At 42.3% G+C, this 14,536-nt stretch carries 11 protein-coding genes; 5 read left to right on the plus strand and 6 right to left on the minus strand.

Annotation, left to right across the window (positions count from 1 at the left end; translation table 11 throughout):
* Positions 1-271: 271 nt before the first annotated feature.
* Positions 272-1,168, plus strand: a complete 897-nt coding sequence (locus tag Q4546_RS14135) for an alpha/beta fold hydrolase (protein ID WP_303446466.1) — start codon at positions 272-274, stop codon at positions 1,166-1,168.
* A gap of 206 nt (positions 1,169-1,374) precedes the next feature.
* On the opposite strand, the gene Q4546_RS14140 is transcribed toward Q4546_RS14135, so the two are convergent.
* The gene (locus Q4546_RS14140) at positions 1,375-3,756 is read right to left on the minus strand and encodes a PilZ domain-containing protein (protein ID WP_303446467.1); all 2,382 of its coding nucleotides are present in this window, start codon (positions 3,754-3,756) and stop codon (positions 1,375-1,377) included.
* Between the two features lie 226 nt (positions 3,757-3,982).
* On the opposite strand from Q4546_RS14140, the gene radA reads away from it, so the two are divergent.
* Positions 3,983-5,356, plus strand: a complete 1,374-nt coding sequence (gene radA / locus Q4546_RS14145) for a DNA repair protein RadA (RefSeq protein WP_303446468.1) — start codon at positions 3,983-3,985, stop codon at positions 5,354-5,356.
* 96 nt (positions 5,357-5,452) lie between these two features.
* Here the strand turns inward: radA and Q4546_RS14150 are convergent, their stop codons facing one another.
* Positions 5,453-6,730: a YjiH family protein gene (locus Q4546_RS14150; RefSeq protein WP_102477222.1), complete on the minus strand. Its 1,278-nt coding sequence runs from the start codon at positions 6,728-6,730 to the stop codon at positions 5,453-5,455.
* A gap of 467 nt (positions 6,731-7,197) precedes the next feature.
* Here Q4546_RS14150 and Q4546_RS14155 point away from each other — a divergent pair, with 467 nt between their 5' ends.
* The gene (locus Q4546_RS14155) at positions 7,198-7,959 is read left to right on the plus strand and encodes a hypothetical protein (protein WP_303446469.1); all 762 of its coding nucleotides are present in this window, start codon (positions 7,198-7,200) and stop codon (positions 7,957-7,959) included.
* A gap of 158 nt (positions 7,960-8,117) precedes the next feature.
* On the opposite strand, the gene Q4546_RS14160 is transcribed toward Q4546_RS14155, so the two are convergent.
* Together Q4546_RS14160 and Q4546_RS14165 are read right to left on the minus strand one after the other, a co-directional pair.
* Entirely contained in the window at positions 8,118-9,014 is an 897-nt protein-coding gene (locus Q4546_RS14160; RefSeq protein WP_303446479.1) for a U32 family peptidase, read from the minus strand.
* A gap of 8 nt (positions 9,015-9,022) precedes the next feature.
* Positions 9,023-10,024, minus strand: a complete 1,002-nt coding sequence (locus Q4546_RS14165) for a peptidase U32 family protein (RefSeq protein WP_303446470.1) — start codon at positions 10,022-10,024, stop codon at positions 9,023-9,025.
* A gap of 136 nt (positions 10,025-10,160) precedes the next feature.
* On the opposite strand from Q4546_RS14165, the gene Q4546_RS14170 reads away from it, so the two are divergent.
* Positions 10,161-10,682 (plus strand): SCP2 domain-containing protein, encoded by a 522-nt coding sequence (locus tag Q4546_RS14170; RefSeq protein ID WP_102477172.1) that lies wholly within the window; start codon positions 10,161-10,163, stop codon positions 10,680-10,682.
* 102 nt (positions 10,683-10,784) lie between these two features.
* Here the strand turns inward: Q4546_RS14170 and Q4546_RS14175 are convergent, their stop codons facing one another.
* Complete coding sequence (locus Q4546_RS14175; RefSeq protein WP_055023738.1) at positions 10,785-11,036, minus strand: YfhL family 4Fe-4S dicluster ferredoxin; 252 nt, start codon at positions 11,034-11,036, stop codon at positions 10,785-10,787.
* A 467-nt stretch (positions 11,037-11,503) separates the two neighbouring features.
* Between Q4546_RS14175 and Q4546_RS14180 the strand changes: the two genes are divergently transcribed.
* Positions 11,504-12,682 carry a threonine/serine exporter family protein gene (locus Q4546_RS14180; RefSeq protein ID WP_303446471.1) on the plus strand — a complete coding sequence of 393 codons (1,179 nt, stop codon included), beginning with the start codon at positions 11,504-11,506 and terminating at the stop codon, positions 12,680-12,682.
* A 92-nt stretch (positions 12,683-12,774) separates the two neighbouring features.
* On the opposite strand, the gene Q4546_RS14185 is transcribed toward Q4546_RS14180, so the two are convergent.
* Positions 12,775-14,436, minus strand: coding sequence for an amidohydrolase family protein (locus tag Q4546_RS14185; RefSeq protein ID WP_198590497.1), 1,662 nt, complete (start codon positions 14,434-14,436; stop codon positions 12,775-12,777).
* Between the last annotated feature and the right edge of the window lie 100 nt (positions 14,437-14,536).

Raw genomic sequence — 14,536 nt, forward strand, 5'->3', positions numbered from 1 at the left:
CCAGTATCAATAACTTGGATTTACGCTGCTTTGTTTATTACTTTGTGTATTACTTGCAAGCCTAAAAACACTGCAAGGGTAAAGAGCTGCAAGCATCAATGGCATCGACTCTTAGCTGTTTAGATATTGGCTGAGAGCACTTTTAAATGGTTCACTTTAAGTGAGCCATTTTTTATCTTGATTAGGCTCATTACTCTAATTAACTTGTAATTAACATTTACACTGATTACCGTATTAAGTTCATACACTCAAAATAGTCATATTCATTCCCATGCAGCAGTCACATTTTATTCCCTATCGAAATGGTCGCCTTCATATTCGGCATGTCAAAGCAAACCCTAGCTTGGCTAAAGGCATGCCAATTTTGATGTTACATGGCGCAATGTCAAATGGACGGGTATTTTACAGTGCCTCGGGCAAAGGCTTAGGTTGCTATCTTGCTAGGCAAGGTTTTGATGTGTATATACTCGATACGGCAGGCAGAGGCTTAAGTGAGCCTAAAATCAGCGCGGCCTATTCCTTAGGTCAAACCGAAGTGATTTTAGAGCAGCTGCCCCTTGCCAATGAGTTTATTTTATCGCATTCATCAGCAAGTAAAGTGCATTGGTGCGCGCACTCATGGGGCGGGGTGTTAATGGCGAGCTGTTATGTTCGCTTAGCTAAGGTGCGTACTCAAGTGGCTTCATTTGTCACCTTTGGTAGTAAAAGAACCATCAAAATTAAATCTCTGCGTAAAACCATGATGGTGGATTTATTTTGGAATCGGTTGGCGCCATTTTTGTCAAAAGTGGATGGCTATTTAGCGGCAGATAAATATCGAATGGGTATGGACAATGAAAGCCGGCAATCATTAAGGCAAACCATAGATTGGGTAAAAGGTGATTGGGTAGATTGCCATGATAACTTTGATTATGCCGCTGCAGCTAGGCAGGTGACTTGGCCGCCTTGTTGGTTTTTAGCCGCTAAAAAGGACCGCGTGTTAGGTAACCCTTCAGATGTGCAAGATATGATGGGTGAGTGTCAGATGGTGGCAGCTGAGTATACTTTACTGGCTAAACATCGCGGCTTTAAGCGGGACTACACCCATGCAGGCATGTTAACCGACAAATCCGCAGTAGATGATCATTTCCCGTTAGTGAAAAGCTGGTATGACAGTTTGGCTAAGTAGCAACTTAAAAATAAACTGCAGCGATAAGCGCTAGCTGAAGTAATACAAACCAAGTGATTGCAATATATACTCTATTAGCGCTGTCGAGATTAGTGTATCAATTTGGTTTAGCATTAGCGCACTTTTGGTTTAGCATTAGCGCACTTAGGCTAGGAGCTTTCAAGTTTTGAGCAACTCAGGTTTTGAGTCATTCAGATTTGGGGTATTTAGACTTGGTGTAACTCTGGATATCTCATTTCAACTTCAGCACTAATCTCTAACAGTTCTCCGGCTCCTAAAACCCGCCATAACTGGGCTTCAAGCTGTTTTGCTCTGTGGGAAGCATGGGTGGCAATATATTCCATTTCGCGGCGAATATAGCTCATGTCTGGCTTTTCAGTTGCGCCATAATAAACTCGTAATGCCACAAAGCGGCCAACAGTTTTAGCGTGGCGCACAAAGGCAATTTGAGCATCTCGGCTAGCGAAGTCGTTGACTAACTGAGATTGAATGTTAATTGCTCCTCTACCTTGACGAGACACCTGCAGGAATATCTCTATATATTTCAGGCCATCAATGGGCTTCATTGCTCGAACTGGATTAATAATTAGCTGCTTAAACTGGCTTTCATTAAATAATGGTGTCAAATTATAATTTAATGGTTTAGTGGAGCCAGCGGCAAATAGATGGCTAATAGCATCAGTTTTAACGCCGATCCCTAAGCATGATAGTTGCGCCGATTTTTGCGTTTTTTCTACAAAAAAGGGCACATTAGCCAGCTGTCTTAGGAGTAAGTTTTTCATGCCATCGGCTAGCTCTTTTAACTCGCCTTCACTATCTGATAATTGCTCAAGTTTATCCCGATTATGATTAATGAGTTTATTGATAAACTCAACTCCAGCATGGGGTTCGTGACCAATGTTGGCCGACAAATGCAGGGTTTGGTCATGATTACGGCTGCGGATCAATCGATATGGCAAGTTTGACAGTGATGTCTTGCCTGCAATTTGCTGCAGTTTAGGGAAACTAAGTAACACATCTGTAGGCTTCTTGAGGTTAAGATTATCTTCTAAAGCAAGCTGCAGCCCACGGGTGGATATATCATGGCTTATCCCACGGGTTTTATGGTTGTTGTGCTCAATATCTACCAAGGTTTTAAAGGCATAGCGCGCTTCTCGTCGTCGCTCGCTAAAGGGCATTGATAGACGTTTTATGCTGTTTTGTTTGAGCTTAGTTTGGTTAAACTTTTTAAGCTTATTGACGTTATCACTTGGGTTAAACCAGGTTTGATAATCGGATTGAACCTGCTCATTGGTTAAATCGATTAACTGCAGCACGTAGCTAAAGCCTGCCAGTTGTTGCTCTACTAGCGCTGAGTAGTGGGTTTCATCCCCTGGTAGCGTCGAGGTTTTATAATTCAGTTTATGGTCAATGCTTTGTTGGCTTACTTTGAACACTCGCCAACTAGTTTTGCTTGCGCCAAAGCCAAGGAATAACCCTAAGGCATCATGTTGCTTTAACTCATAAAGCGAGGCTGAAAAGTATTGGATTGTGTCGTTTGCTTGGTAGGTGAAGCAAAAAAATAAACTATGGTCACTGTCTTGTGGGTGCTTAATGAGATTGACTAAGCGATTATTGGTCAGTAAACCGGGTAGCTGATTAATCTCTTGCTCATCTTGAAAATATTGTAATGAAGCTTGGTTGCCTTGACTTAATAGCAAATGGCTAATGGTCGGTTTACCGTCATTTAAACTGATATAAATGGGGAGGTGAGCTAATAGTGGTAAATAATGGCGTTCAAACCCAAGCCCGGTTGCATTGACAATCACATCGTTGACATCCACTTTATAGCGAAAGCGGTAACTGCGGATCAGCTGGGTTAATAAGTTATCGAGCTCGTTACTTTCTCCAATACGGCATAGGCGCAATATGGCACTATCATCTTTGTGTTGTATATCGACGATTTTATAGTCGATGCCTTTTTGGAGATCGTCAAAAAAATACTCTTCGTTTAATTCAAGTAATTTAATACGCAGCGGCTTATCTTGATCAAAGCGAATGTCAGCAGGTAAGCGAACTCTCGCGCCACTGACAGATAAATCTAAGCTGGCGCCATTAACTTCGGGGCCACCTGTTTGTGAGGCTGAAATACGAATACTGTAATTCATTCGCTCTTCGCTACGATTAAAATAGCTGCCTAAAACCACCCCAGGCACAGTTAACTGGGAGGTTTGTGCTACGGGTTGCTGATTGTTTTGGCGGGCTTTTTCTTTGCGTAATTTGTGCTGGTTGAGTACATGCTCATAAACGCCAACGATATACTTATTGCGATACAGCTGCAGTGCCTCTAGCAAGGAAAGCTTTGCTGGCTCATCGAGAAAATGACGTAGTTTTCCAACCTGAACCTCTTCACATTCAAGATCGCTTTTATCACGTAAATCAATGATCCGAGTACAAATCACCGCAATGCGATTTAATTCCATTTTCAATAAAAATCGAGTCGAGTTTGATTCGTCAGCCGTAAACATTTCAAAGGCATCCTTAAAATCAGGTTCCATTAAAAGTGGCTTTAATTGCTCTATAAGCTGACTGTGCTCTTCTAAACTCATGGCTTCTTTTCTATTGAGGGCTCAGATAAAGGTGATAATTGCAGGCTCGACTGGTAATCTTATCGGCTAGCATCAGGCTTACTTTATACAAAATTAGTCTAGGTGTCTGTTAAAGCTAAGGTAATAATGCGATTTTGGCGCCATTAGCTTAACAATTGAGCTGTGTAAATTTAATAAATTAATAAGTGCTTAAATCCCATAAGCAGCAATCTGACAAAAGTGATCTATGGCAAAAAATAAAACAGCGTATGTGTGTAATGAGTGCGGACAAGATTTTCCTCGCTGGCAAGGACAGTGCAATGCCTGCCAAGAGTGGAATACCATATCAGAAGTGCGCATTTCTGCGGTTAAATCGTCGACCAATTCGGTAGCTGGTTATGCAGGCTCTGTCGGCGGCGGCTCAAAAAAACTTCATGAAGTGGAAGAGTTTGAAGCCCAAAAAATGCTTACCGGCATTGGTGAACTTGATAGGGTCTTATGCGGTGGCTTAACCACAGGCTCAGTGAATATTATTTCAGGCGATCCTGGTGCAGGTAAAACTACTTTACTGTCCGATTTAATTGCCCGCATGTCACAAGTTATGCCTTCATTATATTGTACTGCTGAAGAGTCACTATCGCAGTTCAAAAATCGTGTTAACCGCTTAAAGCTCAGTTATAACGAAGAGAACCTATATTTAATGGCTGAAACCAGCGTTGAGGCGATTATTGCTGAGCTGGACGCTAAACAGGTAAAGTTTGCTGTTATCGACTCAATCCAAGCGGTGGTGTCTGAAAGCGCCAATGGCAGCCCTGGCTCGCCTTCACAAGTCAAAAGCTGCGCGCAGGCATTAACCCAGTATTGTAAGCAAAATAATGTCACCATGTTTTTAGTGGCGCACGTTAATAAAAACAATGAAACTGCCGGCCCGCAAACGCTTATTCACATTGTCGATTGTCTGACCCATATTGAATGCAATGACGGCCAAATTAGAACTCTAAGAGCCAATAAAAACCGTTTTGGTGATGTGGATACCGTGGGCATTTTTAAGATGACCGAGCGCGGTATGATGAGTGTTGATAATCCCAGTGAGATATTTCTCTCTGGCTCCACCACTGAATCACCTGGCGCGGCCATTACCTGTATCCGTAAAGGCAACCGTAACTTATTGCTAGAAATTCAATGTCTAACCACTGAGACTGAAGGCGAGTTTCCGCAGCGAGTTTGTGTTGGCTTGAACATGAACCGGATTAAAATGCTCACAGGGGTATTACGCAAACATACTCGTACCAAGATTTATCATGATACTTATTTTAATTTGGTGGGTGGTTTGAAGATTGATGAATCAGAAACCTGTATTGATTTAGCCTTGGTGACGGCATTACTCAGCAGTTTAAATGACTTTGTGGTGCCCAGAACCACCTGCATTATGGGAGAGCTAAGTTTAAATGGTGATGTTAGGCCGATTGATAGTGGTGTGCCGAGAGTAAAAGAAGCGGTGCAACATGGTTTTACCGAGGTGTATATTCCCCATCGTAACTACCATAAATCAATGGAAGGGCTAGGCGCTAAAATCCATCCGATTAAAACCATTCATGAGTTATTAGAACTGATTAACTAAATTGATTAACTAAATGGATTAACAAAACTTGTTAAGCATTAAAAAAGGAGCCAGTGGCTCCTTTTTTGTATTTACTTTATGACTCGAATCAAGCGACTAAATCAGTAAGTGTCCGCAAAGGGCGATAACCGGTAATGTCACTAAGGTACGCAAAATGAAAATCACAAACAACTCGAAGAAGTTAACTGGGATTTTACTGCCAATAAGTAATGCGCCGACTTCACTCATATAAATTAATTGGGTTACTGATAGGGCTGCAATCACAAAGCGAGTTAAGTCTGACTCAATTGAGCTGGCTAAAATTGAAGGCAAGAACATATCAGCAAAGCCAACCACAATCGTTGTCGATGCAACATCGGCTTCTGGTATTTGCAGTAATTCGAGCAGTGGAATAAATGGCATACCTAGATAATTAAAAATCGGCGTATTTTCAGCTAATACCAATGCGATGGTACCAATGGCCATAACCACAGGAATAATACCAAACACCATATCAACCACGTTCTTAACGCCTTCAGTTAATAGCTGTTTAACCCCACCAGCGCGCGAAGCTTTATTCATCGCTTGCTCAAAGCCCCAAGACATTACGCCATGACCTTGTGGGATCATTTCATCATCTGGGTGACGTGGGGTGTTGTCGATATATAAATCTTTTTTCCATGATAGCGGTGGTAATTTAGGCACTATGATAGCGGCAACAAAACCAGCGAGACAAACGGTTAAGTAAAATGGCACAAATAAATGCTCAAGTTTGACTTGAGAAATAACCACTAAACTAAAAGTAATAGATACTGCTGAGAAGGTAGTACCAATTACGGCCGCCTCACGCTCGGTATAAAGACGGGTTTCATACTGCTTGTTGGTCATTAAAATACCAACACTGCCATCACCTAACCATGATGCCATACAGTCAATGGCACTTCTTCCTGGAAGGTTGAAGATTGGACGCATTAATTTGGTCAGCATGGTACCGAAAAATTCTAATAGACCGAAGTTAAGCAGTAACGGCAGCAGCATGCCTGCAAAAATGAACACTGACAGTAGTACTGGTAATAGGTCATTGAGTACCAAGGCTCCGGTATCAGCTGAGTAAATCACTTCTGAACCGATCTCTAAGTAGGTTAATACAATGAATATTGCCCCTAAGACGCGTACTAATAACCAAAATGGTGAAACATTCAGCAGCGAATGCAAAAACGGGCTCTTACGAACTAACTTTGGGTTTATTAGTTTAGTAAGCACCGACACGATTGCCATAAAGACTACGATACAGGTTACGATTAAAGGTAATATATCGGCGAATTGGTTTTGTACAAATTTTGATACGATAGCAATCGGAATGGTGATTGAGCCGTCGTAGCTAATAGGTGTCATAAACAATAACAATCCGATAAGTGACGGAATGATAAAGGTAAGTATTGTTTTGAGATTATATTTTGGTTTTTCTTGAGTCACTTTGTCTATGCCTTACCAATTAACTAAATAATCATGGTTGAGTTAATCAAACCGTCTTATGGGAAATGCTGTATGTCCATTCATAGGATATCTAAGCGAGGCAAGGTTACCTGCTTATCTATTCTAAGTAAAACTATTCACTAAAACGAATAGTTATGGGCTTTTTATGCTTATCTATATTGTATCGTTTCTCAACCGAATTGCACGGATTATTTTGTTTGTAATCATAGTGTTATGCGGTTGTTGTTGCTGTGGTGTTTTGTTATTACAATGGGTGAGTAGAACGTTGTAAGGTTGTTTGGGTCGTGCCCTCTATATTGACGTGGTTAATTGACTGAATACTAAACATTAGATGTCGATAGCGTTTTTATCAAAGGCGATTAAGTATGATAGAGCCTAATTTACAAGGAACAAGATACGCTGTGATAATAAGTAAAACGGAAAAAATTGCTCGATTAGCTTACCTGTTTGGTTTATTAGGCTTGATAGGGCTTTTTATCGGCATAGGTTTATCTGTGTTTATTGAGCATATGCAGCATGGTGATAAGTATAGTTTACTGCAATTTTCAATCAGTGAACTGGGGACTTACAACCGCTCTTCTTCTGCCTTATTGATTAATGGCGGGCTATTTTTTGGTAGCTTAAGCCTGACGATGAGTGCTTTATTTGGCCTACAAATAAACCGTACCATTACTGGTCGGTTATTTTGGCTGGCTCTTATCGTGACTTTTCTTGCCCTAGCTGCCACAGGGCTGTTTCCCCTTAATGTTTATCATTTACATATTCAAGCCGTGTCTATTTTTATTTACTTTGGCTTAATCAGTGCGCTACTGGGACTGGTTAACGGGATCATTATGCGCCAAGCCCAATATATGCTGCCATTGGTGTTTGCTGGTTTGATTGCGGTGATCCACGGCGCGATTTTAACTTGGCCATATTGGGGTGGGAGTTTAGGTGAGAACCCGCTCTCTGAAGGACTACTATTTCAAGCCATTGTGTCGCAGTCTCCTAAGCCACAAACTTGGTGGTTATCCATCTTATTTTGGCTAAGCATCATAACTACATGGCTGTGGGTTTTGAGCATTTGCCGCTGCTATTTTCTGCCCCAGGGGCAAAGTAAAGCAGATAAGCCTAAGCCAAAGGTATGACTCTTGGGCAATTGTAAGTAAGAGCCTTGTAAGTAAGAGCCTTGTCAGTAGGAGACTTGTTATAAGAGCCTTGTAAGTAAAAAGACTTGTAAGCAAAGAGGCTAAAGCTTACAGCGTTATTCACTGCCTTGCATTAGCCCCGATTACTAAGGTGTTAACTAGATTTTTTGTAAACCAGCGCCGCCGAACCAATAGCCATTACAGGATTTTGTGTTAGCAAACTCGCGAGTTTCCATCGCCATATCATCTTGAGTCTCATCACTGTTTGCTAAGCGCTTTGTGAGTTCATCTGCAAGCTCAATACAGGCTAATTGGCTAGGTGATACTCTAAAGTAGTTCACTCCCATTTGCTGCATTTGCATCATTTCAGCGGTTAAATCAACAAATGAAGCCGATTGAGTTTGGATGCCATTTAATCTCAGTAAATCCTGATGCTCTTGAGTTTGCACCAAAATCCCCTTTGGGTGTTGCTGACAAATGGTCTCACAATTGTCTTTACTCAAATTAAAGTGTTTGGCAGTAAAGCAGCGCGCTGAATGCGCCAGTGGCATATAACCATGGCCCATGACTTCCACTTCAAATTGCGGCGTGTTTTCGCCCTCACCAATCACGGTTTTAAGCCATGACTTTGATAATTCAAATGGCATAGCAAAGCGTTGCATACCCATTTTATGCAAAATATCTAAGCTGGCTCTATTGTAGTTATTAATGGTTGGGCCACAAATGAACGGCAGTTTGGCCTCAGAGGCCAATTGCACGCCTGCCATATCATTGGCTTCAATAATAAACTCGCCATTATCGATATACTTTTTAAGTTCGCCAAGCTCAGATTGTGCCTCGATTAATGCCATGGTTGAAAGTACCACATTTTTGCCAGACTGCTTGAGCATAGTGGCAATGTCGAAGTAATCTTTAAATTTCATTAATCGACGCCTGCTGCAGACGGTTTCACCTAAATAAATAGTATCAACCTGGCTTTGTGCTGCCCGATGATAAAATTGTTCCGTGGTGTCTTTGTCCCAGCAATAGCTAATGGCGCCCAGTGAGATTTTCATATTGTTATTTACTGCCATTGCCGCTCGTACGCTCCTAATGTGGTGACTTGTCCTTCAGATACCTTGGTTAAGGTATGATTCCATCTGGCTTGCTCTTTAAAAGCGCTAGGATTGTTTTGATAGCTATCAATCGCTTCTCGCCAAACCCGCGTTACTTGCTCTACATATGCAGGGCTGCGTTGACGGCCTTCTATTTTTAGCGATTTGATCCCAGCTTGGGCAAGTTGAGGTAATAGGCTTAAGGTATTTAAGCTGGTGGGCGACTCTAACAGGTAATCGGCTTTGGTATCCGCTTCGGCAATGTAGCGGCCTTTACAGACCACGGGGTAGCCAAGTTGTTGGTCAATACCTGTGGTATCAATCAGCACGTCATTTAGCCTAGTTAGGCATTGGTTGCCTTGCTCTTGCCATCTCACATCTTTTGCTGGCGAGCAAGACCCGCCTGTATTAGGTGATTGGCCAGTGACATAAGACGATAAATGACAACGTCCTTCAGCCATAATACACAAGCTACCAAAGGCAAATACTTCTAACTCTACCGAGCTGCATTTGGCTAGGTCACGCACTTGCTTCATTGATAACACTCTAGGTAATACCGCGCGTTCAATATTAAAATTTTGCTGATAGAAATCGAGTGCGGCTTGATTGGTGGCCGAAGCTTGCACTGAAAGGTGCAATGGCAAATGTGGATAACGGTTGCTGGCATAATGAAGCAGGGATATATCAGCGGTAATAAGTGCATCCATTTGCAGCTGGGCGGCTAAATCTATTGCCTGATACCAGCGGCTTTCCTCTCCAGGTTTTGGATAAGTATTTAAGGTTAAAAATACTTTTCTGCCTTGGGCATGGGCAAGCTTGGTGGCTTGTTTTAGTTGTTCTGGGGTGAAGTTTAAACCTGCAAATGAACGGGCATTAGTATCATCCTTTAAACCTAGATAAACGGCGTCAGCGCCCGCTCTAAAAGCGGCTTTTAATGAGGCTAAATTTCCTGCAGGGCACAAGAGTTCCATATTCTCTCTCTCAAATTTCGATTGAAAGTGAGTGTAAAGTTGAATGACATCACATGATTTGATTTGAAACAGGTTTCAATTGATAAAATGTGAGTAAACTAGCTTAAATTGGAATCTTGTCAGTGTAGGAGTATGAATGTCTTTCGGTTTTTCAGGAAAGGTTGCTAAAAATTTGCTTAATATCGCCCCTAAAGTCGCCACCCAGTCTCTTGCTGTTGTCCCTGAAAAGGTAAAGTTGGATATTCTGGCTAAGATGTTGTCACTTTCGTTAAGTGAACAAATTAAATTTGGTGAGTTAGATTTTCTGCAAGGTAAGTGGGTTGCTATTTGTGTGCAAGACATCGCGCTCAACTTTGAAATTAGTTACGATCAACAGTTATTATTACGTCCTTTGACGCAAGCCGATGTAACTTTTACTGCCAATGTGCCTGAGTTATTACTGGTTGCTGCGGCCAAAGAAGATCCTGACACGTTATTTTTTCAACGTAAGCTGCGTATTGAAGGCGATACCGAACTCGGCCTTGAAGTGAAAAACTTATTGCTCGGTATTGAGCTTGATACGTTACCAGCAGCGGTAAAGCTTAGCATTGAAAAGTTAGCTATTACGCTACAAACGTTACAAGGCTATGCTAATGAGCAGGCAGCCGCAACGGCGTAATATTCAGTCATAATGACTCAGATGATGAGCGTTAGACATGGGATGAATATAAACATCAAAAAAGGCGCTAATTAGCGCCTTTTTTGTCATGTAGTTTAAGGGTTAAACCTTACCTGTAATGACTTCATATTTATATTGCAGCTCAGCTGGGGTTTCTGCGTGGCTGGGATCAGGATCAATGCAATCAATAGGGCAAACCGAAACACAGGTCGGTTTAGCATAGTGGCCTACGCATTCGGTACATAGCGCAGGATCAATTTCATAGATCTCTTCACCCATGGTGATGGCCTCATTAGGGCACTCAGGCTCACACATGTCGCAGTTAATGCAGCTATCGTCGATTAGTAATGCCATCTAGTTCATATACCTTATAAAATTCATCTGTAACAATTGCTTATGTATATTCCATATAATGGTAAAAATTACCCTGTCCCGACGTTCAATGATTCATACAGCGGATTTTCATGCACTTAACCATGAATAATGACCTGAATGAAGACAAAGACTTAATAAGCGTTGAATGACTGCGCTGATCTAATGCGTTTTAACACGCTATAAATCTTTCAATCGATGATTATATCACACAGAGATAGCCCGCCTAGGGTTAAGCGAGAAATTCACCGGCTAGCGCATGTTTTGCAGTGGAGATTATCGCGACCACTGCTAATTCAATGAAAGGATTCATTTTTGAAGGGTTTGACCCTCTATTTCAGATTATGAAGTGAATGAGTTGGCTACTATTATGTAGCAATTATCATTTAGCTACTATGATTTAACTAAGCCCTCAGAACCACTTTTTGCTGACTTATCGAGAATAAAAAATGGAAGATAAAAGCCCAACCCAGCAACAGTATGATGATGTTTTATCATTTTCAGATCGATTACATCAATCAGGGTGCGCACCATACTCAGTGGCGAAATATACTCAGTCTTATGCGGCTCATCATCAGATAGATATCGCCATTGATGTTACCCCAACTAAAATTGTGACCATTTTCGAGCAACCCACTCAAAAAATGGTGATGCAAACTAAAAATCCACCGTCAGTCAATTTACGCAATTTGGTGGCAACCCTAAAGGCAATACACTCAAAAGAAAACTATCAAGGGGTGCCGAGTTACTCGAATTTTACTTTAGGCATTGCCAACCTATTACTGCCGCCTTGCTATTTGATGCTGGTGGGGAGCACGTATCTTGCGGCAATGATTTCGGTTTTTTTAGGGTTAATCGCCTGGTTAGCCCAACTAATGTGCACCGGGCAGCGAGTAATGCTGGTTGAGTTCATTGTGGCGTTTATTGCCAGTTTTGTGGTGGGGATATTAGCCGCTCAATTTCCTGAGTTACCGGTGTTAGCTTTATGCATCTCATCCATTGTACTGTTTATTCCAGGACTCACTGTCACCAATGGTTTAGCCAGTCTTGCCTTAAATGACTTTCGCTCAGGCATAGAGTTATTGGCCCAAAGTAGTTTGGTGGTAATAAAAATATTCATTGGCGTGGTGATGGGCTTAGGCTTATCAAGCTTGCTTGTGGGTCATGTAGCCGCTGCGCCATTTATTAATGAAATCCCTTTAGGTTTGCATATTCTGGCGTTAATTGGCATATCGGTTGCGATTGGACTGATTTTTAATGCCAGTTGGCAAGACATTATTATTGGCCTGCCCGCTGCTGCAGTAGGCATGTGGGGGCCACATTGGTTTACCTCTGATTGGGTTATCGGCACTTGGATTAGCACCATGATTATCACTCTTTATGGGCTGTTAGCCGGTAAAGCACGTAAAGTGCCTGCGTTAGTGTATATTATCCAAGGGGTGATCATTTTAGTGCCAGGAAGCCGGATCATCGTTGGTGCCAGTGAGTCATTCTTTGCCACTGCAATATTGCCTATCCCCAGTATTGGTATGTCAGCATTATTGATGTTTTGTTCGATTATGGCAGGGCAGATCATGGTTTATTCTATTTTCAATGACCGCTTTTTGTTTAACCATAAACGCAACTAATCGATATTAATTGAGAAAAACTAAACACATGAAAAAAGCGCCTAATGGCGCTTTTTCGTTGTCATGTTTTATCGACGTTTTTTGATTATCGATTAGACTGTCACATCGCGACGAATTGCTCTGCCAGGCTTAGCATCCATAAGCAATTGTCCCTTATCAATAATCGATTGGCCATTGACTAGTACATGCTGCATACCCACTGAAAGCTTATTGGGCTCAGTAAATGAGGCCATATCTTTAAAGCTATTGAGATCAAATACCACTATGTCAGCATCTTTACCCACTTGCATACGGCCTTTGTTACGCATTTGCGGCACAGCATCTTCGATGATATGACACGCATTGAGGCTGGTGCGCTTCATTGCCTCGACTAAATTGACTTCTTTATACTCAACCACGTATTTATTTACAAAGCGGGCAAAACACCCGACCGAGCGGGGGTGAGCAAAAGCATCGTTAGGCAATGGCCATACATCACCTTCAATCAATTTACCTTTGCTGTCCATCCACGGCATGGCATCAGAGGCAATAGCGGCGTTAGGAAACAACACCGAACGCTTCATCATGCGTAAGTCTTCTTTACTGTCGTCAGGCTTTAAGAAGTGAATAACGATTACTTCACCAGGGTTGGTTTTTCGTAGTTCATCGATTTTGGTTTGGGTCATAGGTACGCCATTGGCTTCCATGTAACTTGCATCGGGAACGCCAAAGCGGTCAATCCATTCTGGGCCAGCAAATAAGGCCGCGCCCACAGGTGTTGAGCCTGCGCCATAGGGGTAAGCTTCAGTGGTAATCGGCAAACCAGAATCAACAGCTTCTTGCACTAGGTCGGCGCAATCATCAATGTCTCGCACCGAGGTACTGTTGAGGTGACAAATATGCATATGTGCCCCAGTGGTGGCGGCTAAACTGATTAACTCTTGATAGGCTTCAAAGCTTGATCTGGGCTCCATGCCGTTGGCATAACGTACATGGGTGAAGGTCGGTACATCAAAACTTTTGGCCAGTTTAGCTAAGCCGTAATACTCTTTATGGCCATAGGCGGGAGCATAACCGCCATTAATACCAATCCCTAAACCACCTTCTTTTAAGCCTTGTTCAACATCAGACAATATCGTATTTAGCTGTGCGTCGGTGGCGAGATCATTTTGCCAATTTTTTAAACTAAAGGCATTCTGAAACCAAGTAATGGTGCCATCTGCGGGCGAAATTTCACTTTCAATTGCCATAATGCGGGCATAGGTCCAAGCTACTGAGGCGCCGTAGTTAATTGGGCGACCTTCTTTAGCTGTGTCATCATAATACTTACCAATGGGTAATAGGCCTGATTCCAACTCAAGGGCGGTGGTGACACCATCGAAGGCTTGAGCTCTGGCTGCGGGTAATTGTTGTCCATGGGCGTGAAGGTCGATAAAGCCAGGGGCAACCACAAGCCCGCTGGCATCAATGACTTTTTTACCTGTGAGCTTTTCTGTCGATATAGCGGCAATTTTGTCGTCTTTAATGCCTACATTGCGTACGGCATCTAAACCCGTTTCGGCATCAATGACACGGCCATTAGTAATCACTACATCAAACGGGCCTGTTTGATTTGGCATTAACTGTGGCTTTTGTGGACCCTTGTTAGTTTCTGCTGTGGCAGTCGATGAAAGTGTTATTGCAGCGGCGCCAATAGCCAGTTTTTTCATGGTATCGCGCTTGGTTTGATCAACTTCAGCGGTTAATTTGTCATCTTGATTTAACTCGGACATCATTTACTCCTTTCTCGCCAGTATCCTTGATTATCATGCTATTAATTATCAGCCAAGCATTTACAGCTTGTCATTAACAGCTTTAGTGGGCCGTTTACTGCAT

The organism is Shewanella sp. 4_MG-2023, from assembly GCF_030548015.1.
Taxonomy (GTDB): Bacteria; Pseudomonadota; Gammaproteobacteria; order Enterobacterales; family Shewanellaceae; genus Shewanella.

Bases quoted from the DNA above. Each gene is read 5' to 3' on its own strand.
- Q4546_RS14135 (WP_303446466.1), top strand. From the start codon at position 272: ATGCAGCAGTCACATTTTATTCCCTATCGAAATGGTCGCCTTCATATT.
- Q4546_RS14140 (WP_303446467.1), bottom strand. From the start codon at position 3,756: ATGAGTTTAGAAGAGCACAGTCAGCTTATAGAGCAATTAAAGCCACTT.
- radA (WP_303446468.1), top strand. From the start codon at position 3,983: ATGGCAAAAAATAAAACAGCGTATGTGTGTAATGAGTGCGGACAAGAT.
- Q4546_RS14150 (WP_102477222.1), bottom strand. From the start codon at position 6,730: ATGACACCTATTAGCTACGACGGCTCAATCACCATTCCGATTGCTATC.
- Q4546_RS14155 (WP_303446469.1), top strand. From the start codon at position 7,198: ATGATAGAGCCTAATTTACAAGGAACAAGATACGCTGTGATAATAAGT.
- Q4546_RS14160 (WP_303446479.1), bottom strand. From the start codon at position 9,014: ATGAAAATCTCACTGGGCGCCATTAGCTATTGCTGGGACAAAGACACC.
- Q4546_RS14165 (WP_303446470.1), bottom strand. From the start codon at position 10,024: ATGGAACTCTTGTGCCCTGCAGGAAATTTAGCCTCATTAAAAGCCGCT.
- Q4546_RS14170 (WP_102477172.1), top strand. From the start codon at position 10,161: ATGTCTTTCGGTTTTTCAGGAAAGGTTGCTAAAAATTTGCTTAATATC.
- Q4546_RS14175 (WP_055023738.1), bottom strand. From the start codon at position 11,036: ATGGCATTACTAATCGACGATAGCTGCATTAACTGCGACATGTGTGAG.
- Q4546_RS14180 (WP_303446471.1), top strand. From the start codon at position 11,504: ATGGAAGATAAAAGCCCAACCCAGCAACAGTATGATGATGTTTTATCA.
- Q4546_RS14185 (WP_198590497.1), bottom strand. From the start codon at position 14,436: ATGATGTCCGAGTTAAATCAAGATGACAAATTAACCGCTGAAGTTGAT.